This window comes from Eubacterium sp. CAG:156 (assembly GCF_000434315.1).
GTDB classification, from domain to species: Bacteria; Bacillota; Clostridia; order Lachnospirales; family Lachnospiraceae; genus Eubacterium_U; species Eubacterium_U album.
Map to the genome: position 1 here is coordinate 18,235 of NZ_FR878154.1, position 24,792 is coordinate 43,026.

Genomic DNA, 24,792 nt, shown 5'->3' on the forward strand with positions numbered 1-24,792 from the left:
AAGAGCACACTTGGTGTTGTACAGGCAGATGACTTTGATATTTATCCAAGACCGTCTACAGAATATTGTGATAATACAGTAGGAACAGTAGTTGACCCAATCTGTGTACACAATTATGCATTAGATGATAAGAATGCTGAATGGAGTGATTCAGAAAAACAACAGTTATTAGTTGCTTACACATTTGCAACATACTGGACTGGAAGCACAGAAGCTAAGCAGGCAATTGCAGATCAGGAATGGGTTCAGGGTACATCATATAAACCTGCTATGAACGATACATTCCCAGTAGTAACTGGAGATGCATATGATGAACAGATGGATATCTGGTATTCAATCGATTCACATGCAGTTTACAAAGATACAGAAAAATTCCCTGGATTTGCAGAAGTTGTTCGTTTATATAAAGAAGGACAGACATGGGATTACTCAGATAAGACAACTCCGGTATCAATTACAGAAAATGGTGAAAAACAGAGCTGCTTATATGAATGGGAAAACATGTGGGATGAAAATGTAGCAGGCGCATGGCAGACAGACCCTGACTGGGTTGACAATGTAAAATCTAGATTGGCTGACTGGAATACAGCTATGAATAAAGATTTAGAAGCAGCTACAGAACAGTTGAAGGAATCTTTAAAGGAATATTATGGATTCACAGATGCTGATTTTAAATAAAAGCTGATTGTTAACATCATTGCGGAACTACTCACTTGGGCAGTTCCGCTTTTGTAACAAGAAAGAAAGGACAACAATGAAAAAAAAGATTATTAGCGGATTGGTTGCTGTATGTGTCATTGTTGCAGCGATATTTGCATATAAGTTTGCGTTTGGCAACTCCGGTACATATGTTAAAGATCCAAGTGCTACTGAAGTACAAAAGGCGTTTGATACTTTAAACAATGCATATGTAGAAGATGGCACACAACCAGAAAAGTATTACACAGATTTCATTGCTGACAGTTCTCTGAGTACAGGCGAAGGAAAACATATTGCATCAGTAAATGGTGGAATATCAACTGAAGAATATTATCAGCAGAACAAAAACAATGAAAATGTTTCTGAAGAAGTTAAAGAAAATAGTAATCCGATGAAAGAATTAGATTATCAGGATGTAGCTCAATATGACATTTCAGTTGAAAAGAGCGGATTGTACTATTTGTATTTGGATTACACTTCAGTAGGAAGCACAATGTCTAATTACACAGTAAGCGTTAAAATTGATGGTGAACAGAAGTATAATGAAATGAATACAATAAGTTTACCGCTTACATGGAAAGATAAAGATGTTGAAGTTGATAAAGATGGAGTTAAAACATTTCCGTTAGACAGTCACAATGATGAAATGGCTCCAAGCCAGGAAGTTGTTAAAGACTGGAATTTAGAATCTCCTCTTTATAATAATACATATACATCAACAACTCCTTTATGCTTCTATTTAGAAGAAGGCGTAAATACAATCGAAATCGAAAATGTTTCATCAGGCGGCTTGGCAGTTGGAGATTTAGTTGCTGCAGCTGCAGAAGATGACACAGATTCATACGAAGATTATGCTAAGAGTCATAGCAATGAAAAACATATCTCAGATGAAGATGTTCAGATTGACGCAGTATATTATGATACAAAAAATACAACAAGTGCTATTTATGGAACAAGCACAAATTCATCACTTACAAGATTTAACATCGATTATGAAAAATTAAATACATTAGGATGGTCAGAAGCAGGTGCAGAAGTTACATATAAGTTCAATGTAGCTAAGACAGGAAATTATAACTTGGCCTTCCATTATAAAAATGAAAAGAAAGAATTCAGTTCTTTTGAAACAATTAAAATAGATGGAAAAGTCCCATTTACTGAATTAGAAAATTATCAGTTTCCATATGTAGCATCAGGTTGGGACAACCTTACACTCGCTGATGAAGAAGGAACTCCTTATGAAATCTATTTAACAGAAGGTGAACATACAATTACGATTAAACAGGAAAACCAGCCTGTTATGGAAGCGTATAGAGATGCTTTACTTATTGAACAGCATTTGACAGATTTTGAACTAGAAATCACAAAGATTACAGGTACAAATATTGATAAAAACAGAAAATGGAAAATGACTAAATACATTCCTGAGATTAAGGATTATCTTGATGCGTACGAAACATTAATTCAGCATATAAGATTTTTGCTTCAGGATTATTCAGATGGTGGTAATGATGGTGCAGTTCTTACTTATTTAGATCAGGCAGAAGTTTTCATCAAGAATATTTCAAAATATCCGGATGAAATTGCTTTACATAAAACTGATTTAACCGGAGCTGAAAACTCAATATTAAAATCAATGAGTAACTTTACAACAGAAGTTGTAGCTAACAGCATTACACTTGATAGAATTTATGTTTATGGTGATAAGAGCCAGTTAGGAGCAAATAACTCTTCGGTTGGTGGATCACTCTGGGTCGGAATAAAGTCATTGATGAATACATTTACTTCATCTAAGTATTCTACAGATATTGAACAGGCAGGAGACGACGTACTTACGATTTGGTACAACGGTGCTATTACTCACGTAGATTTACTTCAGAAGATGGCTGATACACAGTTCACACCACAGACAGGAATTAAAGTTAAGATTGCAACAATGCCTGATGTAAATAAACTTACATTAGCTATTGCAGCTGATAAGACACCTGATATGGTATTAGGACTTGCTTCTTACGTGCCATTTGACTTATCAAGCCGTGGTGCTTTATATGATATGACACAGTTTGATGATTTCTGGTCAGTGTCAAAGAGATTCCCAACAGGAAGTTTTGTTTCATATGTATATAATGAAGGAGTTTATGCTATTCCTGAAAGAACAGATTTCAACGTTATTGCATATAGAACAGATATATTTGACAACTTAGGAATTCAGGTTCCTGATACATGGGATGACTTAATTGAAATATTACCTACACTTCAGAGATATGGTATGAATTTCTATCATAATATTTCTCTTGGTACAACAGGTTACAAGTGGTTCTATCAGACAGCTCCAATGATTCTTCAGAATGGCGGACAGCTTTACAAGCAGAATGAAGATGGAATTGTAACAACAGGTATTGATACAAAAGAATCAGTTAAAGGATTACAGGTATTAGGAGACTTATTTACAAAATACTCACTTGATACATCAGTACAGAACTTCTTTAATTCATTTAGATATTCTACATTGCCAATTGGTATTATTGGTATGGAAGATTACACATTGATTAACAATGGTGCACAGGAATTAGAAGGACAGTGGGATATTGCTCCATATATCGGAACAAAGAGAACTGATGAAAATGGAAATGAATATGTAGACAGAACATTCGTAGCAAATGGTTCAGGCGCTTCTATATTTAAATCGTCTAATAAGAAGGAACAGGCTTGGAAATTCCTTAAATGGTGGACAAGTCAGGATGTTCAGGTTGAATATACAAACACACTTCGTTCTACATACGGTAAGACATATTTCTGGCTTTCAGCAAATATTGAAGCTTTAAAAGCTAACCCAATGGATGAAGCTGATAAGCAGGTTATTTTAAATCAGATGAATTATGTAACTGATGTAACAAGAACACCGGGTCAGTACTTACTTGAAAGAACAATTTCAAATATATGGACAACAATGGTATTCGATGGAACAGCGGCACAGGTTGCAGTCGATGAAGCAAAGGTTGATGTAAACAGAGAAATTATTCGTAAGATGCAGGAACTTGGATACTACGATGAAGATGAAGTGATGGTTAAGAAATTCAAACTTCAGGGTTACGATTGGATTAAAGAAAATCAGGATGCGGCAGCACCGGAAAAGGAGGAGTAAAAGATGGCTAAAACAATAGCAGAGCGCAATCATAAAAAACACGCATCTGGCGAAGGATTTAAAATCTTTTTACTTTTCCTTCCATATGCACTTTTATTTATAACATTTATTTTACTTCCTATTATAATAGCTATGGGATTGTCATTTACATATTTTGATGTAATTAACGCTCCAAAGTTTGCGGGATTACATAACTATATAACATTGCTCACGGGTGATGAAGTATTTATGAAGTATGTATTACCTAATACTGTATTGTACGCTATTGTAGTAGGTATTGGAGGATATATATTATCTTTCTTAATGGCTTGGTTACTTGCTCAGGTAACACCAAGAATCAGAACAGTATATGCTTTGGCTATGTACACACCTTCAATGGTAGGTCAGGTTTTGATTACAGTAATTTGGAAGACAATCTTCTCTGGTGATCAGACGGGTTTAGCTAATGCATATTTGCAGAAATTTGGAATAATTGATCAGCCAATTCAATGGTTAATTTCATCAGATTACTTTATGCCGATTATGATTTTCGTATCATTATGGTCATCAATGGGTATTGGATTCTTATCAATGCTTTCAGGTATTTTAAATATCGATCAGGAATTATACGAAGCAGCTTATGTGGATGGTATAAAGAACAGAGCACAGGAAATCATTTACATTACAGTCCCATCAATGAAACCACAGATGTTATTCGGTGCGGTTATGGCGATTGTAAATGCGTTTAACATGGGATGGATTGGTGTTGCTTTAGCAGGTGCCAACCCAACACCGGATTATTCAGGACAGTTAATTGCTAACCATATTGATGATTATGCATTCTTACGTTATGAAATGGGTTATGCAGCTGCAATCTCAGTAGCATTACTTGCTTTAGTATGGATTTGTAGCCAGGTAGCAAATAAGTTGTTTACTGAAAAAGATGAATTTTAAAAGGGAGGAGAAATAGAATGGCAAATTTTCAAGGTAATAGAATTAACCCAACAAGATTTTCAACAGGGCAAATAAAATTCCACATTATTGCATTTCCATTGTCAATATTTATGATACTCCCTGTAATTTTTATAATATGTCAGGCGTTTAAGCCTTTAGGTGAATTGTTTAGATTCCCACCAACAATTTTTGTTCACAATCCAACATTGGATAACTTTAAGAATCTGTTTAACTTAGCAGGAGCTACAGGTATTCCAATGTCAAGATACTTTTTGAACTCACTTATTGTAACAGTTCTTACAGTAATCTTGAATGTAATTATTACAATAATGGCAGCATATGTATTCTCAAAAAAGAAATTTAAGATTAAAGGTGCTTTATGGGAAATCAACCAGGCAGCCCTTATGTTCGTAATGACAGCTGTTGCCATTCCAAGATTTATTATTATTGTTAAATTAGGAATTTACAATACATGGCTTGCACATATTTTGCCTTTGATTGCAATGCCGGTAGGTTTGTTCTTAGTTAAGCAGTTCGTTGATGGTATACCTGATGCTTTAATAGAAGCAGCCGTAGTTGATGGCGCAGGAGATATTACTATTTTAAGAAAAGTTATTATTCCATTAACAAGACCTGCTTTGGCTACATCTATTGTGCTTACATTCCAGGCAGTATGGAACAACGTAGAATCATCAAACAACTACATTACAAATGAAACATTGAGAACATTAAACTACTATGTAAACTCTATCAGTGTTAATAACGTAGTTGCAGCGGCTGGTATTTCAGCAGCAGCTTCGATGATATTGTTTGTACCTAACTTGATTATCTTTATCTGTATGCAGTCTCAGGTTATGAACACTATGAGCCATTCAGGTATTAAGTAAGGAGGACCGGAAGATGAAGAGAAATATGAAGAAACCATTAGTGTTTATAATGGCATTAATGATGATGATAATGACAGTTCTTCCGGTTAGTGCATCCCAGGCTACAAGTTATACATACACTTTGGATGATAACAATGAGCGTGTAAGAACACAGGATGCTTACTTGCCAGATAGAACAATTACTAATTTAGGATTGAAAAATCCTTCAGACATAATAATTGATGAAAACAATATTATGTACATCTGCGATACAGGAAATACAAGAATTGTAATATACGATTTAAATTCAGAGAAGGTTTTACATATAATCTCAGGTGATGATGATATTTACAAGGGAACAGATTTCAAAGGATTTACAACTCCTAAGGGTATATTCCGTACAGATGATGGAACACTTTATGTTGCTGATGGCGGAGAAAAAGCTGTTTTCAAATTTGATTCAAATTACAATTACTTGACAGCATTTGAAACTCCAACAGCTCCAATATTTGGTGACACAAACTACGAACCAAGTAAAGTGGCAGTTGATAAAGGTGGAAACATCTTTATCGTGTCAGAAGGTGTTAATACAGGTATAATTCAGTTGAGTTATACAGGTGAATTTCTTGGATATTTTACATCAAATAAAACAAGATTGACACCACAGCAGGCATTCTTGAAAGCTATTTATACAAAAGAGCAGGAAGAAAAATCTGCACTGTTAAACACAGCACCACCTACATTTTCTAATATTTATGTTGATGAGACAGGTACTGTTTATACAACAAGTATGGGAAAAGGTGATGACTTATTAAAGAAACATAGTACAAACGGTGGAAACATGTTCCAAAACGCTGTTGCGGCGCATGCAAGTTTGACAGATGTTTCAGTTGATGACAGAGGAATAATTTATGCAAGTGATACTACAGGATATATTACAGTTTACACAAAATCAGGAGAATTGATTTTTGATTTTGGCGCAAATGTAAAGAACCTTGATATTTCAGGTTTATTCTCATCACTTACAACAATTGCTACAGATAATAATTATAATATTTGGACAGCAGATGGAGATAAAGGATATTTACAGTCATTTATTCCAACAGATTATGCTAAGACAATTTATAAAGCCTTAGATGAATATGAAAATGGTGAATATGCAGCATCACTTGAAGACTGGTCAACAGTTCTTCGATTAAACCAGATGTCAGTACTTGCACACAATGGTGTAGGTAAAGCATATTACAATGCAGAAGAATATTCAGACGCAATGGAACATTTTGAAATTGCCGGAAACAGAAACGATTATTCAAATGCATTCTGGGAAGTTCGTAATGAAGTAATTCAGAACAATTTATGGTGGGTAATGCTTATCATCTTTATTCTTATTGTTGTAAAAGTATTGATTGTTTTAATTGACAGAAAGAAAGTATTAAAGAAGAAAAAGAGAGCCCTCGGTAAGAAGTTAAAAGAAGTGCCTGTAATTGGAGAGTTAGGATATGCATTTAAGATATGTAAACACCCAATTGACAGATATTATGATATCCGTGTAGGAAAGAATGGTTCAGTTATCGCTGCAAGTATTATATACATAGTATTCTTTATTGTTTATATGATTTATAAGACAAGCAAAGGATTTATTTATCAGTACACAGATATTGAAGATATGGATATCAGCGCAGTAGTAATCGGTTTCTTCGCAATCGTAATTTTATTTGTTATTTGTAACTATCTTGTTACATCAATTACAGATGGTGATGGAACATTTAAGCAGGTTTATATGATTCCTGCATATGGTGCAATTCCTGCTTTAATATCAATGATAGCAGTAATTGTTATGTCTTATGGTTTGACATATAATGAAGCATTCATTCTTACAGTAATCTTAATTGTTGGTATCGGCTGGTCATTAGTACTGGTATTCCAGGGATTATCAACTGTACATGATTACAGTTTTAAAGAAACAGTAGTAAGTTTGATTATTACATTTGTATTTATGCTCATTGCAGCAATCGTAGTACTTATCGTAATTATCATGTGGGAACAGTTATCAGGCTTCTTAATTACAATAGGAAAGGAGATTATAAGAAATGTTACAGGTAAATAAAAAAGTTATAAATAAAATAATATCAGCATCTCTCATAACAGTCCTTTCAGCAGGAGTTGCAGTAAATGGTTCCTATCTTAATACAAACAGAGATACAAGAAAGGCACCTGAAAGATCAAAGTCAGCAATGAGTGTTTCTTCAGCTTTTGAAAAAATATATGAGTCTGATAAGGTTGCATATTATTATAGAGAAGACAGAGATATATTTGCTATTGAAGATAAGGCAACAGGATATGTCTGGAAAACAGGTTTAGACGTTCCGTTTAAAAAGCAGGTTGAAGATGCTAAAGATGCAGTAAATGGTGAAGGCCATTATACAGTTGAAAGACTAGCAGAAAAATGGAAAATGACTAAAGTTCAGGTTAGAGAAATTGCCAATACTCCAATTGAAGAATCAATGAATGAACAGTACACTGGAATTGCTAATTCATTAATTTCAATTGAATGTTTCAAAGGAAGCGGAGAAAGTATGACAACAACTACATACGCTTCAGCATCATATGATGATAAAGATGGTGATTCATCACTTGAAGAAGTAAGTGGTTCTAATGGAAAACAGTGGAAATTAAATGCTGTATTTGATAAAGCTGAAATTGGTGTTGAAGTTATGATTACTTTAGGTGATGACGGAAGCATCAATTACAATATTCCTTACGATGGAATTTCAGGTAAGGGTATTAAGAAACTTTCATCAATATCAATTACTCCTTTCTTAGGAGCAAGTGGTGGTGTACAAACTGTATATAATGAAAAAGAAAAAGATTGGACAGACCTTCAAAAAAAATATTTAACACCTGGTTATGTATTTGTACCTGATGGAAGTGGAAGTTTAATCAGATTCGCAGAAAATACATCAAAGTTCAGTGATTACACAGGAGATGTTTATGGAAGTGATTTATCAAGTTATATGTATTACTACAGTGCACTTGATGATTCAGTTCCACTTGAAGATCCGGTAATGCCTGTATTTGGCGTTTCACAAGGTGATGGAACTCAGTCAGCGTTTGTTGCATATGCAGATAGTGGCGATGAATTTATGACAATTATTGCAACTCCATCATCTACGGACAAGAATAAAATCAGATATACATATGCATATCCTAAATTCTCTTACAATACAGAATTCTACCAGGTTACAAACCAGGCAGGTGATGCTTATCGTAAGACTCAGGATAAGGCAAATGAATTTGATATTGATATGACATACGATTTCCTTTACGGAGATGGAAGTAACGGCGAACCTGCAGCTGATTATACAGGAATGGCAAAAGCATACAGAGAACATCTTATCGAAGAAGGAATATTGACAGTTAAGGAAGATGAAGAGGGAGATATCCCAATGAGAATTGATTTCTTAATGTCAGATTCTAAAAAAGGTGTATTTGGAACACAGGAAGTTGCCGTAACAACAACAGATGATGTTAAGAAAATTTTAGATAAGTTAATTGGAGATGGAATAACAAATATTAATTCAGGTCTTATGGGATGGCAGAAAAATGGTGAAACATTAGCAAAACCAAGTGATTGGAAGTTCTCAAAGGACATTGGTAAAAAAGGCAAATTCAAAGATCTTATGAAAGAATTTAGCGACAAGGAAATTGATATTTCATTCTCAAGAGATTTCGTATCAATTAACAGTAAGATGATTAACTACTATGGAAATGCAGCTAAGCATTTAAATACTCAGTATTTAACAGTAGATAAATCAAAAGTATTGCCTGAAAACTCACCTGTAACTGACTTTAGTTTTGCATTACCTACAAAGTCAGCAAACTGGTTGACAAGTTTATACGAAAGAATTAGTGATTACAATAATTCAATAACAGTTAAAGGTATTTCAAATACATTATTAAGCTCACATAGCAGTACAGGACCTACAACAACTGTTACACAGGCAATTAACTTATATGAAAAAGCATTTGAAAAAATTAAGAAGAATGGGGCAACAGTTAATATGGATAGCCCAAATCAGTACTTATGGAAATATACAGACCGTTACTTACAGTCACCTGTAGGAACATCTCAGTATGTATATGAAACTGATTCAGTTCCTTTCTTACAGATGGTATTAAATGGAACAATGGAAGTATACGCACCATATTCAAACTTCTCATTCTATTCACAGGCTGACATGTTGAAGATGATTGATTATAATATTTCACCTTCATTCGTGTTAACACAGAAGCCTTCATACTTACTTGCATCAACAACATCGTGTGATTACTACTCAACAGAGTTCGATCAGTATGAAGATTTGATTAATACAATTTACACAACAGTAAATGATGTGTTATCAAAGGTTAAGGGATGCGAATGGATTGGAAGAAAAGTATTAGATGATGGTGTAATTGCTAATGAGTACACATCAAATGATGGAGAAAAGACAGTAATCATCAACTATACAGATGAAGAAGTAACAATAAACGGTGAATCAGTTCCTGCCCAGAGTGCAGCAGTAATTGAAGGAGGTGTAAATTAATGGCAGACGAAAATAAGATTGTAACACCTTCAGATATTGAAGAAGCAAAGACAGAAACAGTAGATACACAGACAACTGCTACAGTGGAAAACACTGTAGCAGAGAAAGATGAAAAAGTTGAAAGTGTTGTTACAGATGAAGAAATTGCATCTGTAGAAATAACTCAACCACAGAAAGCCCAAAGTTCAAGTCTTCGAGCTCAGATGAAAAGTCTTAGAGACGAAGAAGAGGAAGAAGCTAAAGAAAAAGAAGAAGAAAAATCTCAGCCGGAAGAAGAACCTGTCCGTGGTGATTCCATAATAGAAGAAAAACTGGCTAAGATTGAAAAAGAAGAAAAAATGAGCAAAGCAGAAGCCAGAGCAGAAAAGGCAGCATTAAAGGCTGCAGAAAAAGCTGCAAAGGAAGAAGCAAAAGCCGTAAATAAAAAAGAAACTAAACAAAAGAAAGTACAGCCAAAGGAAAAAGGCAAAAAGAAAATGCAGACATATCAGCATAGACAGAATAAATATGGATATGCTTTTATGGCACCTTGGATTGTAGGATTTTTACTTTTTACATTATTCCCGTTTGTTGCAACTATTTTCTTGAGTTTTATGAACGTTAAGAAAGCAGCAACAGGTTATGTACTTAAGTTTGCAGGAATTAATAACTATATAACAGCGTTTATTAAGAACTCAGATTTCTTACCAGCGTTACTTAGTTATTTGAAGATGATAATTCCATATACATTCATTGTAGTTGTATTATCATTTATCATTGCGTATCTTCTTAATAAGATTAAGACAGGTAAGGGATTACTTAGAACAATTTACTTCCTGCCCGTAATTATTATGTCAGGTCCTGTAATGTCACAGTTACTTGATGTACAGAATGCGGCAGCAGAAGCTACACAGAAAGTAAGTGGTGCAGTTGATGCGGCTGATCAGTACTCAAACATCTTCATTATGCAGATGATTCAGAGTTACTCAGCACCATTAGCAACAACACTTGCTCAGGTATTTGATCAGTTATCAATAATTTTATGGTTTACTGGTATCCCAATCGTTTTGTTTATTAACGGTTTGCAGAAAATTAATGTAAGTATTTATGAAGCAGCTAAGATTGACTCAGCTAATGCTTGGCAGATAATGTGGAAGATTACAATTCCAATGTTAAGACAGATTGGAATGATTATTACAATCTTCACAGTAATTCAGTTAGGTACTTACGAAGCTATCAACCCTGTATACACCTTGATTCTTGAACAGACCGGTGATACGGCGAGTGGTTTAGGATATGCAGCAACATATGCATGGATTTACAGTATAATCGTATTAATAATTGTAGGATTTGTTTTATTGTTATTTAAGGAAAGAAAGCCAAAAGACATTAAAGACAGAAAGAGACAGGAAAAGAAATTGGCTAAACTTGAAAAACAGCAGATGAAGAGATTAAAGAAACAAAACAGATATGCAAAGAAGGAGGCAAAGAAATATGGCAAGTAAAAATGATCAATCAGTTATTGATTTGACTAAAATGAATAAGTTTAGTTTTGCAAAATTAAAGAAATTAAAAGCTGTTCATGTTATTTCTAAAATTGCTATATATTTCCTTCTTATTTGTATAGGATTTGTATACTTAGAGCCGATATTTGAAATGATATCAAAATCAATCATGTCAGCTAAGGATTTGATTGATCCATCAATTACATGGATTGCAAAGCATTTTACATTAAGCAACTTTAAAGAAGCAGCAAATACTTTGGATGTAAGTCATTCATTGATTAACTCAATTTGGGTTTCAGCATTGTTTGCACTTGGTCAGACTATTGTTTCTGCTACAACAGGATTTGCTTTATCAAGATATTCATTTAAAGGTAAAGGATTATGGTTTGGAATGATAGTATTAGCATTTATCCTTCCGGTACCACTCCTTACAGTACCTAGAATTATCATGTTAGATTCATTAAATACTGCAATCGGTGTTAAATTAATAGGAACTATCATTCCACAGCTTTTAATGTCTATTTTAGGACAGGGAACATATTCAACAATTTTGATTTTGATTTTCTATAACTTCTTCAATATGATTCCAAAATCATTAGATGAAGCAGCTATGATTGATGGTGCTGGAGCATTAAAGGTATTCTATCATGTAGCAATCAGATTATCACTTTCAACAATTCTTGTAGTATTTATGTTCGCATTCGTATTTAACTGGAATGAAACATATTCAACAAGTACATTGATGCGTAATTCAATTGAGTTGGTACCAAATCAGTTAACATTATTTGATAACAATCTTACAACTAGCGATGTAGGTAGTGTAAATGAAGCAAGTAAGATGGCGGCAACATTAATTTCAATAGCTCCATTGTTATTGTTATATGCACTCGTACAGAGACAGTTTATTGAAGGTATTGAAAACGCAGGTATTACAGGAGAATAAAAATGAAACGAAAACTGACAGCAATATGTATGATATTCGCCACAGCTTTTGCTGTGGTGGCCTGCCAGTCTTCTGATAAAAGCCAAACAAATAATACGAAAGATAAAACAGAGACTCAGACAGTCAAAGAAAGAATAGCAAATAGTATTCCGGACAGATATGATGATTACGGTGAAACAAAACCGGCTGATTATTATGTCAAAGCAGATGGATTTGATTATGACTATAGCAATTTGAATTACAAACTTGTATGGTCAGATGAGTTTGATTATGAAGGACTCCCTGATGAAAGCAAATGGACTTACGATATAGGTAAAGGCCAAGGCGGTTGGGGAAATGGCGAACTGCAAAAATACACAGACAAAGGAAATGCCTGGGTAAAAGATGGTAAGCTTACAATCGAACTTAGAAAAGAACAGGATGAATTCGGGAAAGATATGTATACGTCAGCCCGAATTAAAACAAAAGGAAAAGCTGATTTCCGATATGGTAAATTTGAAATTAAAGCAAAATTACCTAAAGGAAAAGGAACATGGCCCGCGATATGGATGCTTCCATCAAGTACTACTGAATATGGTGGATGGCCTATGTCAGGAGAAATTGACATAATGGAACATGTTGGATATTTGCAAAATATTATTCATTCAAATGTGCATTGTCAAAAATACAATGGATTGGATGGCTCTAATAAAGGTTGGGCAAAAAAAGTCGAGGGTGTTAGCGAAGAATTTCATACATATGGATTCGAATGGCTCCCGGACAAATTAATATTTACCGTGGATGGTGAAACAATATTTACTTACGATCCCGATGAATATGTTGGAAATAGTAAAAATGTAACAAAAGATGAATGGCCTTTTGATAAGGAATTTCATCTTATAATGAATATAGCTTACGGCGGAAGCTGGGGTGGAAGTTCAGGAACAGATGATGAATGCCTTCCACAGCAGATGCAGGTAGATTATGTTCGTGTATATCAAAGCGACGTTATAAGCGCTTTGGCAGAAAAAGAAAAATAGGAGGCGCAAATGAAAGCAATGAAAAAAATCGCATCAGTTGTTTTATCATTATTAATGGTTGTTTCTATAATTGGTGTTATGCCAACTCAAACAGATGCAGCTATCAAGGTTTTGACAGGCAAAAAGACAACTATTTCAATAGGCGAATCATATGGTATCGCTACATTAGCAAAGGGAGTTAAATACTCTACAAGCAATAGCAAAGTTGCTTCAGTTAACAGCAAAGGTTCAGTAAAAGGTAAAAAAGCCGGTATTGCAAAAATTAAATTATCATCAAGTGCCGGAACAGCAACAGTTAAGGTTACTGTTACACCAACTAAGGTAAAAGGTGTTAAGGCTAGCATTGCTTCAAGTACAGAAACAGCTTCAAACGTTACTGTATCTTGGAAGAAAGTAAAAGGAGCAACAGGTTATTATATCTACAAATCAACAAATAAGAACAAGGGATTTAAGAAGGTTGCTACAGTAAAAAAAGGTAAAAAAACAAAAACTACAATTAAGAATGTAGCCGGTGGTGCAACATATTACTATAAAGTAAAAGCTTATGCTAAAGCAGGCAAAAAAGCAATTGCTAGTAGCGAATATTCAAATGTTGCAAGCGTAAAAACTTGGAAGTTGACTTGGTCAGATGAATTTAATGGAACAAGTTTAGACCTCAATTCATGGAAATATGAAACAGGAGCAAATGGATGGGGTAATGAAGAATTTCAGGATTATACAGAAGGAAAGAACATTAAATTTGAAAATGGTTGTTTAGTAATTATTCCTAGAATGGAATATGATTTAGTTGCTAAGAAACCTGTATATTGCTCATCAACAAGAATTAATACTAAAGGTAAAAGAGAATTTACTTATGGTAGAATGGAAATAAGAGCAAAGGCATCTAAAGCAAAAGGTACTTGGTCAGCAGGATGGATGCTTGGAGCAAACAATGATACAAAAACATGGCCATTATGTGGTGAAATTGATATTTTAGAAGCAATGAACGGTGGAGTTCCACAGACAATCCATTGCCCATATTTTAATAACCAGTCAACATCTCATGGAAATAAGAATTATGACACAGGTCTTACACAGGCTACTGCAGCAGCAGATTTCCATACATATACAGCAGAATGGAATGAAAATTCAATCACATTCATGGTAGATGGAAGAGTAGTTGGTGTATATGATCCTTCAAAATTCAGTGCAAGTATTTTCAATGAAGCTTGGGTATTTGATCATTCATTCTTCTTCATTCTTAACTGTGCAATCGGTGGTAACGCTGCAGGAACAGTTACAACAAATGGATGGACATTAACAGGAACAAATGGAAATATTCAGACATATGAAGACTACTATTATGTTGACTATGTAAGAGTATATCAGTAAGATAAAATTGACTGTCACCCGTTAAGTGGCGGGTGACAGATATAATAAAACCTTAGGAGGGAATAACATGGTTACAATTAAAGATGTTGCTAGAGAAGCAGGAGTTGCAATATCTACGGTTTCTAATGTATTTAACAATGCTGACATCGTAAGTGAAGATACAAAACAGAAAGTATTAGAGGCGGTTGAAAAATTGCATTATATCCCTAATATGAATGCAAAGTTATTAAAATCTAATAGAAAGAATACAATAGGATTATTTGTAACAAGTTTACAGGGAGATTTCTATAAGGTTTTAACACAGGCAATTCATTTGCAATGCAAATTAAACGATTACTTATTAAACATATATGTAAGTAATGACAACTCACCGGATGAAATATATCGTATGATAATTGCATCAGGCGTAGCAGGAGCAATAATTTATCATGAAGATTTAACAGGCGATTATGTAAAGCGAATTGCAACAGTTAATATTCCAATGGTATTTATTGATAGAAATTGTAAGGGAAAAAATATTTCAGGAGTATTTGTAGATGACAAATTAGGAGCATCTATGGCAGTTGACCATTTGATTAAACTTGGTCATAAGAGAATCGGTTACATGCATGGTAACGAAAGCGGTGACGATGAACATCGTTATGCCGGATATGCGGAGATGATGGAAAAGAACAATCTCCCAATCGATAAGGAATTAGAAGTCAGAGGATATTATGAGGAATCACTTGCGTACAGTGAAATGAGATCACTGTTATCAAAAGGAATTGATATCCCGGATGCTATGTTCTGTGCAAATGATGAAATGGCATGGGGCGTTATTCAGGCATTTCAGGATATCGGTGTGAGAGTACCTGAAGATGTAAGTGTTATCGGATATGATGACAGTACAATTAGTCCTTATTATGGAGTACCTCTTACAACAGTACACAGCCCAATTGCAGAAATGGGTAGTGTAAGCGCAAATGAGCTTTTCAGATTGCTCAAATCAGATGATGATAAGAATGGAACAGTAACTAAATTATCACCCAAAATGGTTTATAGAAGCTCATGTGGTAGAGCAAAAGAAAGATAAAAAAGAAAATTATTAGCGTAAGCATAAAGATAAATATAATGATGAAAAAGGAGTAATAAAATGAGTAACTACAGACTTGAAGGTAAGACTTTTGTTATAGATGATTATGATAGAATGCCGGCTTTTTCAAGCTTTTTGCCAGGTCTTGCAGGTGTTAAAGGAATTCCAATGTGGACATTCTACACTAACAGAGGACAGGGAATGAATAGTTTTGGTATTGGCAACAAGGGAAATGCCATTATGGAATTTAACTCAGCTAATACAGCATTTGAAAACACACAGGTAAAAGGTTTTAGAACATTCTTAAAAATTGATGGACAGTACTATGAACCATTTTTCCAGTATGAAGATGATGCAAAACGTTCAATCAGAATGAATAAAAACAGTTTCAAGATTATTGAAAATAATACTAAATATGGTATTGAGGTTACAGTAAATTACTATGTACTTCCAAATGAAAGTATCGGAGCTCTTGTAAGACAGGTTTCTGTTAAGAATACAGGAGATAAGGCTAAGAACATCGAAATCGTAGATGGTCTTCCAAAGATTATTACATACGGAATTGCAAATGGTGAATTTAAGGAAATGTCTAACTTATTTAAAAGCTGGGCAGACATTAAGAACCTTGAAAACAAAGTTCCATATTATACACTTAGAGCTTCAACAAAGGATTCAGCTGAAGTATCAGACGTTGAAGGTGGTTACTACTATTTAACAATTAAGGATAATGAATTACAGGACGTAATCTATGATGTAGATACAGTGTATGGTTATGATTTATCTCTTATGAAACCTGTTAATTTTGTAGAAGGTGGAATTGATAAAGTATTAGCAAAGAAACAGTGTTTTGCTAATAAAGTACCTTGTGGATTTACTCCATTTAAGGCAGAAATTAAAGCTGGGGAAGACTTCTCATTCTCAACAATGATTGGTTTTGCAGGTTCAGTTGAACAGATTAATGCTAAACTTGCAGATTTCACAGTACCTGGTTATTTAGATAAGAAATTTGAAGAAGCAGAAGAATTAGCAGATAGCTTCACTTCAGATATTAAGACAAAGACAGCAGCTGGAATATTTGACCAGTATGTAGAACAGTGTTACTTAGATAACTTCTTAAGAGGTGGATATCCATATGTATTAAACAAAGATGGAAATAAGTCAGTAATTCACTTGTTCAGTAGAAAACATGGTGACCCTGAAAGAGATTACAACTTTTTCTCAATCGCTGCTGAATATTATTCACAGGGTAATGGTAACTTCAGAGATGTATCTCAGAACAGAAGAAATGATGTATTCTTCAAGAAGGACGTTGGTGACTTCAATGTTAAGACATTCTTTAGTCTTATTCAGGCAGATGGATACAATCCACTTGAAGTAAGACCAAGTCTTTTCAATGTAATTGAAGGAAAAGAAGATGAAGTTCAGGCTTATGTTGAAGAATCAATTAACGGTGATGCTACAGCAATTAAGGAAATTGTTGCAGGTAAATTTACACCGGGACAGATTTCAAACACAATTGCAAAACTTCAGTTAGAACTTAAGATTGATGACGGAGAATTCATTGCAAATATTTTAAATAACTGTGATCAGAACATTGAAGCTGGATTTGCTGAAGGTTATTGGAGTGATCACTGGGATTACAATATGGATTTAGTAGACAACTACTTAAGCATTTTCCCAGATAAGATTGATGAGTTCTTATTCGAAGACAAAACATATAAATTCTATGACAGTGTAGCAACAGTTGTACCACGTGATGAAAAATACGTAATTAACAACAAAGGTGCTGTACGTCAGTATGGTATGGAAGTTGAAGATGAAGAAAAACTTGCAAGACCTGGATTTAATAAATGGGCTACAAACTGGTTACAGACAAAAGACCAGAAGCCATATATGACAACATTATCAGTTAAGATGATTATTTTAGCACTTAGCAAATTCGCTCAGCTTGATGTTGACGGAATGGGTGTTGAAATGGAAGGTGGAAAACCGGGATGGAATGATGCCATGAACGGACTTCCTGGATTATTTGGTTCAGGTACACCTGAAACATTTGAATTAAAGAGACTTGTAAACTTCATCATTGACAATTTCGAAGGCGAAGGCAAAATCGTAATGCCTGCTGAAATTGCTAAGTATTTAAGAGATGTTAAGGCTACATTAGATAAGGCAAATGCAGGCGAACTTAACGATTTTGAATATTGGGATGCAGTTGCAACAATCAGAGAAAATTATAGAGAAACAATTAAACTTTACTTTAGTGGAGAAGAAACAGCTCTTGCTAAATCAGAAATAGTTGAAATCTTCAAAGCATTTGAAGCTAAGATTGAAAAAGGCATTGCAAAAGCAGTTGAAATTGGTGAAGGCGTAGTTCCTACATACTTTACACATGAAGTAACTGACTTTGAACCAGTTGTAGATGCTGATGGAAATCCTGTAATGAGTCATTATGGATTACAGAAAGCTAAAGTTAAAGGCTTTAAGGCAGTTCCACTTCCAGCCTTCCTTGAAGGACCTGCAAGAATGATGGGATATGTTGATACAGACACAGCACGTGAAATGTTTAATAATGTTAAAAAGACAGATATTTACGATAGCAAACTTGGAATGTATAAGACATCAGCTTCAATCGAAGAATGCTCAATGGAAAATGGACGTTGCCGTGCATTTACACCAGGATGGCAGGAAAGAGAAAATGTATTCCTTCACATGGAATATAAATATATGTTGGCAATGATTAAAGCGGGATTATATGATGAATTCTACGAAACAGTAACAAGAGCGTTAGTTCCATTCTTAGATCCAAATATGTATGGAAGAAGTATTCTTGAAAATTCATCATTTATCGCATCAAGTGCAAATCCAAATGAAGACATTCACGGAAGAGGTTTTGTTGCAAGACTTTCAGGTTCTACAACAGAAATGATTTCAATGTGGATTGAAATGTTTACAGGTGGAAAAGTATTTACATATGAAAATGGAGAATTAGTACTTAACTTCACACCAAAGCTTGCAAAATGGTTATTTGATGAAGGAAAGGCTACATTCAGATTATTATCAACTTGTGATGTAACATATGTAAACAACACAGGAAAAGATACATATGGTGCTGATGCAGCAGTAGTTGATAAAGTAGAAATAGACGGAAAAGTAGTTTCTACTGAAAATAAGATTACAGGCGAATTAGCAGAAGCTGTACGTGATGGAAAAGTAGACAAGATTACTGTTTATTTTAAATAGTTGCTAAATGAATAGGCGGAGATCCAGGAGGGTGTCCGCCTTTTGTGTGAATAGTGATTGCAAAAAACGCAAATTTTTATAAAAAATTAACATTTTACACACTTATAAAGACATACAAAGGATACGGGCTGTGGTTTTTGCGAACGCTTACTTGAGTATATTAGAAAGAGGAGAAGAAATGGGAAGTCTTAAATATATAGATAAAAAAGGTACATTTACACTGGACAATCCTGATTTAACAAGTTATATGTATTTTCCACTTGCAAATGAAGCAGGAATGATGAGTGCAATTACTCCTGATTTAGGTGGTGACATTAAGTTAGATCAGAATACATTTTTGTTAGAGCCTGTAAGTAGTGAAAATTTACATAATAACAAATCAAGCAGAAATTTCTGGGTTTATGTTGAAGGAAAAGGAGCATGGTCTGTTACAGGTAGATCTGCAATGCAACAGGCACAGTTGTTTACAGATAAAAAAGATGATGTGAAATTAACTGCAGGTATTATGTGGCATGAAATAGAAAGAAAATCAGATGAATTTGGATTGTCAGCTAAAATTACATCATTTGTACCTTCTACTGATGATAAAGTAGAACTTACTAAGATTGTAATTACTAACAATACAGAGGGAGAAGTAGAATTTACACCTACAGTAGCAATACCTATGTATGCACGTTCTGCGTCAAACATTCGTGACCATAGACACGTTACATCATTATTACATAGAACATACACAATAAAAGAAGGTGTAGTAATTAATCCTACATTAACATTTGACGAAAGAGGTCATAACCTTAATAAAGTTTATTATGCGGCATTAGCTAAAATGACAGGATTTGAGAAAATGGTTAATCCTGAAAGTTTCTGCCCTGTTACAGAAGAATTCATAGGAAATGGCGGAAATTTTGAAAATCCATATTATGTGATGAAAAATATGCCATTACCATATAAGGCAGGAGAAGAAGTTGACGGTTACGAAACTGTAGCAGCAATGCAGTTTGAAAAAGTAACATTAATGCCAAAACAGTCAAGAACTTTCGTAGTAGCTTTAGGTTACGGCGAATCAATGAATGATATAAATGAACTGAGTAAAAAGTATTTATCTGTGGAAGAATTTGATAAGTATTTAGAGGAAACAAAGGAATTTTGGCAGAAAAAAATAAATGTAAGTTATAGTTCAGCAGACAAGGAATTTGACAATTGGATGCATTGGGTAAACTTCCAACCGATGCTAAGAAGAATTTATGGATGTTCATTCTTACCACACCATGATTATGGAAAAGGTGGAAGAGGATGGAGAGATTTATGGCAGGATTGCCTTGCACTCTTAATTATGGAACCGGCTAAAGTTCGTGGCATGTTAATTGATAATTTTGGTGGAGTCAGATTAGATGGAACAAATGCAACAATTATTGGTTCTAAGCAGGGCGAATTTATTGCTGATAGAAATAATATCACAAGAGTATGGATGGATCATGGTGCATGGCCATATCTGACAACTGAGTTATACATTGAACAGAGTGGTGATATAGAATTTTTAACAGAGAAAAATGCATATTTTAAGGATCCGCAGGTTTGCCGTGGTGAACAGAAAGACTTAGAGTGGAATGATGCACAGGGAAATAAGCAGTTAACAAATGATGGAGAAGTATATGAAGGAACAGTACTTGAACATATGCTTATGCAACATTTGACATCTTTCTATGATGTAGGTGAACATAATCATATTAGACTTAGAGGGGCTGACTGGAACGATGGTCTTGATATGGCTGATGAGAGAGGCGAAAGTGTAGCATTTACAGCACTTTATGGTGGAAATCTTGGAAATATGGCAAAACTTATAAAGAGTTATGCTGACATGACAGGAAATGAAACTGTCGAATTAGCTAAAGAAATGCTTTTATTATTAAATGTTGATCCAACAGTTTATGATAGTATAGACGAAAAACATGAAGTGTTATACAGCTACTGTGAACAGGTAAAGCATAGTGTAAGTGGTGAAAAAGTAAATGTAAAATGTACAGAGCTTTGTACAATACTTAATAGAATGTCACAGTGGATAGCAGAGCATATCAGAAATACAGAATGGATTAAGAGTAAAGATGGTTACTCATGGTTTAATGGTTACTATGACAATCATGGAAATGCTGTCGATGGTGATTTTGAATCCGGTGTAAGAATGATGATTACAGCTCAGGTGTTTACAATTATGGCAGGAACAGCAACTAAAGAACAGATAAAAGACATTACTGCAGCAGCAGATAAATATCTTTATGATGAAAAAGTTGGTGGATATAGATTGAACACTGATTTTAAAGAAGTAAAAACTGATCTTGGAAGACTTTTTGGATTCGCATATGGTCATAAAGAAAATGGAGCAGTATTCTGTCACATGGCAACAATGTATGCAAATGCATTATATCAGAGAGGATTTGCAAAAGAAGGATATCAGGTTATAAATACTCTGTTTAAACATTGTAATGACTATAAAGTAAGTGGAATATATCCGGGAGTACCTGAATATATCAGTCAGCGTGGAAGAGGAATGTACCATTACCTTACAGGGGCTGCAAGCTGGATGCTTCTTACAGTTTTAAATGAAATGTATGGAGTAAAAGGTGAAATAGGAGCGCTTAAATTTAAACCAAAGCTTTTAGCTAAACAGTTTGAAAATGGAGAAGCTTCAGTAAGTTGTATGTTTAGAGGTACAAATATACATGTAACTTATAAGAATGGCATGTGCAAAGACGCAGGCGATTATAAAGTTGCAGTTATTTATATTGACGGACAAAGATACGGCGAAACAGATACGATTGCAAAAGAAGATGTAGACAAATTTGGTGATAAGGCTGATATTGTGGTTGTATTACAATAGAAAGTTTATATTTTTTTGATTTGAATATTAAAACTGAAGTAAATTTAAAGATTAAAGCATAGCGGGGAATCTATGGGTTCTCCGCTATATTGATAAAATGCTAACAGAGACATACGGAGATGATAATAAAGCAATGCTAATTTCCACTATTGTTTTTGTAAAATAAAATCAGGAAGTTGAAAGGAAAAGAGAAAATGTTTGAATGGGGAAGAGCAATATGCTATTCAGGGTACAGAGAAAATCAAAGTCCATTAAATGAAACATATCCAACATATGATGAGATAAAGGAAGATTTACGAATAATTGAAAGCGAAGGATTTAAATACATAAGAATGTATTCACCGGTTATTTATGCAGAAATGACATGTCAGGTTATTAGGGATTGTGGCATGAATATAAAAGTAATGCTTGGTCCTGAACTAATATCAGAGGTTAATAATCCGGGATGCTCATGGGTTCATGAGGTGTATACCGAAGAAGAGTTGGCTAAAAGGGCAGAGTTTAATGATAAAAGAATTGAAAATCTTGTTAGAATAGCAAATGAGAATAGCGATATAATTAATGCAGTATCTATAGGAAATGAAAATACACCTGAATGGGGAGCAAATAATGTTCCTATAGAAAGATTGATTTCTTTTGCAAAAATATTGAAGTCAGAAACAAATGTACCTGTAACATTTAATGAGGGCGCATTCGAATGGGTAAAACTTCAGGAACTTGCAAAATATCTTGACATTATAAGCGTACATTCATATCCGTTGTGGTATGGAAATACAGTTGAAGAAGCGTTAGATGTAAACAAGGAATGGTACAAAAAGATATGTGAATTATATCCGGATAAACCTGTAATTTTTTCTGAAGTAGGCTGGGCTACAAACTGTGCCGATTTTTCACAAATGAAAGAAGGCGAGGCTAACGAAGAAAATCAGAAGAAATATTATCAAGAATTCTGGAAATGGTCAGACAAAGAAAAGATAATATCTTATATGTTCGAAGCTTTTGATGAACCTTGGAAAGGCGGAAACAGACCGAATGAAGCAGAGAAGAACTGGGGAATATTCAGAGTAGACAGAACACCAAAGTTAGTAATGCAAAAATAAATTAAAATCTCTCTTACTGAAAATCAGTTAGAGAGATTTTTAATTTAAAGGAAATTTTGCACATTTATAGTGATGCCGGAGTTTATTTTATAAATGATATTTTTTAATCGACATAATTAGTAATGTTGTAGCATTACTTGAAAATAAAATGTAAATATAAAAATGTTTCAATAGTATTTTACAAAAAACGAAACAGATAAAAACAAATATGCCGTGCAATTATACTAATTAAATTGTGAAAATTACAATATTATTGGTTGTAATGCATAAAACAATATGCTAGAATGAAATATGTAATAAAAAGGTTTTTATAACCAGAATATTGAAAGGAGAATAAAATGAAATTTAATAAGATTTCAAGAAAGGTATTGGCATATGCGTGTGCAACAGCAATGGTATTTTCAAGCGTATCTGCTTATCAGGTGTTGCAGGTAAGTGCATATGAAGAGAGTGATTACACAACTATAGGTGACGACAAGACTGTAACTGTAGGTGATTGGACTTTATATGCAGGTAAATGGGGATCAAATACAGGAGAAATGGCTTATGCAGGAAGTACAGTTGACGACTTAAGCTTAAAGGTTATTTCATCAGATGGTAACTCAGGCTGTTGGAAATTACAGGCTAAGCACACTGTTACAGGATTAACAAAAGATACTACATATGATTTAAAATTAAAAGTTAAAGCATCTCAGGCAGGAACTCTTTATGAAAAAATTGAGACACCTGAAGTAATAAAGACAGGTATTGAAATTAAAGAAGGTGAAAATGAAGTTACAGTTCAGTTTAAAGCAACTTCAGAATCAACAGGAATGGTACTTGAATTAAGTGGAATTCCATCTGGAACAGTACTTGATTTTGGAGGAATTACATGTACAGAAGCAACAGAAATTGAAACAACGACAGAGCAGCAGGCAGATGCAGAAGGATACTATTCATCAGCAAAGGGTAAGTGGACAACATCATTGCCATGGCAGGTATTTACTGTTGGCAGCATGAAATATAAAGGAACAGCAACTAAGAATGCTGTAACAGCTGACTTTAAATTTTTAGAAGCAGGCGGTGGAGACTGGAATACACAGGCAAGAGTTCCTGCAGATAAACAGGTATTTGGACCATTAGAAGCAAGTGGAGATGGAGTAAATTATAAGGTTAAAGTTGCTTATACTTCTACAGCTACATTTGGAGCTAACCTTCAGTTAAACGGAGCAAATAATGATGTTACATTTGAAGAAGGAACACATGAATTGAATTTAGATTATGTTTCAAAGGCAGATTATCCTGTAATCTTTATGAATTTAGGAAATGCTGTAGCTAATTCACAGTTGACATTTACTATGACATTTACAAAGGATGGAGAGACAGAACCAACAACAGAAAGTACAGAAACAACAACAGAAGCAGTTGAAACAACAACAGAAGCAGCTGAAACAACAACAGAAAGTACAGAAACAACAAC

15 protein-coding genes are annotated in these 24,792 nt (G+C 34.3%); all 15 read left to right on the forward strand.

Going from position 1 to position 24,792, the window contains the following annotated elements:
- On the forward strand, nucleotides 1–678 hold a 678-nt coding region (locus ABMA45_RS05110; RefSeq protein WP_348029924.1), incomplete at its 5' end, for a hypothetical protein.
- Between the two features lie 76 nt (nucleotides 679–754).
- Entirely contained in the window at nucleotides 755–3,844 is a 3,090-nt protein-coding gene (locus tag ABMA45_RS05115) for an extracellular solute-binding protein (protein WP_022088809.1), read from the forward strand.
- Between the two features lie 3 nt (nucleotides 3,845–3,847).
- Entirely contained in the window at nucleotides 3,848–4,777 is a 930-nt protein-coding gene (locus ABMA45_RS05120) for a carbohydrate ABC transporter permease (protein WP_022088810.1), read from the forward strand.
- 17 nt (nucleotides 4,778–4,794) lie between these two features.
- Nucleotides 4,795–5,664, forward strand: coding sequence for a carbohydrate ABC transporter permease (locus tag ABMA45_RS05125; RefSeq protein ID WP_022088811.1), 870 nt, complete (start codon nucleotides 4,795–4,797; stop codon nucleotides 5,662–5,664).
- Nucleotides 5,665–5,677: 13 nt separating this feature from the next.
- The gene (locus ABMA45_RS05130; RefSeq protein WP_022088812.1) at nucleotides 5,678–7,750 is read left to right on the forward strand and encodes a YIP1 family protein; all 2,073 of its coding nucleotides are present in this window, start codon (nucleotides 5,678–5,680) and stop codon (nucleotides 7,748–7,750) included.
- On the forward strand, nucleotides 7,734–10,229 hold the full coding sequence (locus ABMA45_RS05135) for a DUF5696 domain-containing protein (RefSeq protein WP_022088813.1): 2,496 nt from the start codon (nucleotides 7,734–7,736) through the stop codon (nucleotides 10,227–10,229). Before ABMA45_RS05130 ends, ABMA45_RS05135 begins: the two co-directional genes overlap by 17 nt.
- Nucleotides 10,229–11,713, forward strand: coding sequence for a carbohydrate ABC transporter permease (locus ABMA45_RS05140; RefSeq protein WP_022088814.1), 1,485 nt, complete (start codon nucleotides 10,229–10,231; stop codon nucleotides 11,711–11,713). The genes ABMA45_RS05135 and ABMA45_RS05140 overlap by 1 nt, the downstream gene beginning before the upstream one ends.
- Entirely contained in the window at nucleotides 11,703–12,656 is a 954-nt protein-coding gene (locus ABMA45_RS05145; protein WP_022088815.1) for a carbohydrate ABC transporter permease, read from the forward strand. Before ABMA45_RS05140 ends, ABMA45_RS05145 begins: the two co-directional genes overlap by 11 nt.
- A gap of 2 nt (nucleotides 12,657–12,658) precedes the next feature.
- Nucleotides 12,659–13,675 carry a glycoside hydrolase family 16 protein gene (locus tag ABMA45_RS05150; RefSeq protein ID WP_022088816.1) on the forward strand — a complete coding sequence of 339 codons (1,017 nt, stop codon included), beginning with the start codon at nucleotides 12,659–12,661 and terminating at the stop codon, nucleotides 13,673–13,675.
- A gap of 9 nt (nucleotides 13,676–13,684) precedes the next feature.
- Nucleotides 13,685–15,046, forward strand: a complete 1,362-nt coding sequence (locus ABMA45_RS05155; protein ID WP_022088817.1) for a family 16 glycosylhydrolase — start codon at nucleotides 13,685–13,687, stop codon at nucleotides 15,044–15,046.
- Between the two features lie 67 nt (nucleotides 15,047–15,113).
- Nucleotides 15,114–16,118 carry a LacI family DNA-binding transcriptional regulator gene (locus tag ABMA45_RS05160; RefSeq protein WP_022088818.1) on the forward strand — a complete coding sequence of 335 codons (1,005 nt, stop codon included), beginning with the start codon at nucleotides 15,114–15,116 and terminating at the stop codon, nucleotides 16,116–16,118.
- A 60-nt stretch (nucleotides 16,119–16,178) separates the two neighbouring features.
- Nucleotides 16,179–19,358 carry a hypothetical protein gene (locus ABMA45_RS05165; protein WP_022088819.1) on the forward strand — a complete coding sequence of 1,060 codons (3,180 nt, stop codon included), beginning with the start codon at nucleotides 16,179–16,181 and terminating at the stop codon, nucleotides 19,356–19,358.
- A gap of 178 nt (nucleotides 19,359–19,536) precedes the next feature.
- Nucleotides 19,537–22,233 (forward strand): GH36-type glycosyl hydrolase domain-containing protein, encoded by a 2,697-nt coding sequence (locus ABMA45_RS05170; protein WP_022088820.1) that lies wholly within the window; start codon nucleotides 19,537–19,539, stop codon nucleotides 22,231–22,233.
- Between the two features lie 194 nt (nucleotides 22,234–22,427).
- Nucleotides 22,428–23,333 (forward strand): glycosyl hydrolase family 17 protein, encoded by a 906-nt coding sequence (locus tag ABMA45_RS05175; RefSeq protein WP_022088821.1) that lies wholly within the window; start codon nucleotides 22,428–22,430, stop codon nucleotides 23,331–23,333.
- A 338-nt stretch (nucleotides 23,334–23,671) separates the two neighbouring features.
- Nucleotides 23,672–24,792, forward strand: a 1,121-nt coding sequence (locus ABMA45_RS05180; RefSeq protein WP_348029925.1) for a hypothetical protein, incomplete at its 3' end; no start/stop codon positions are given.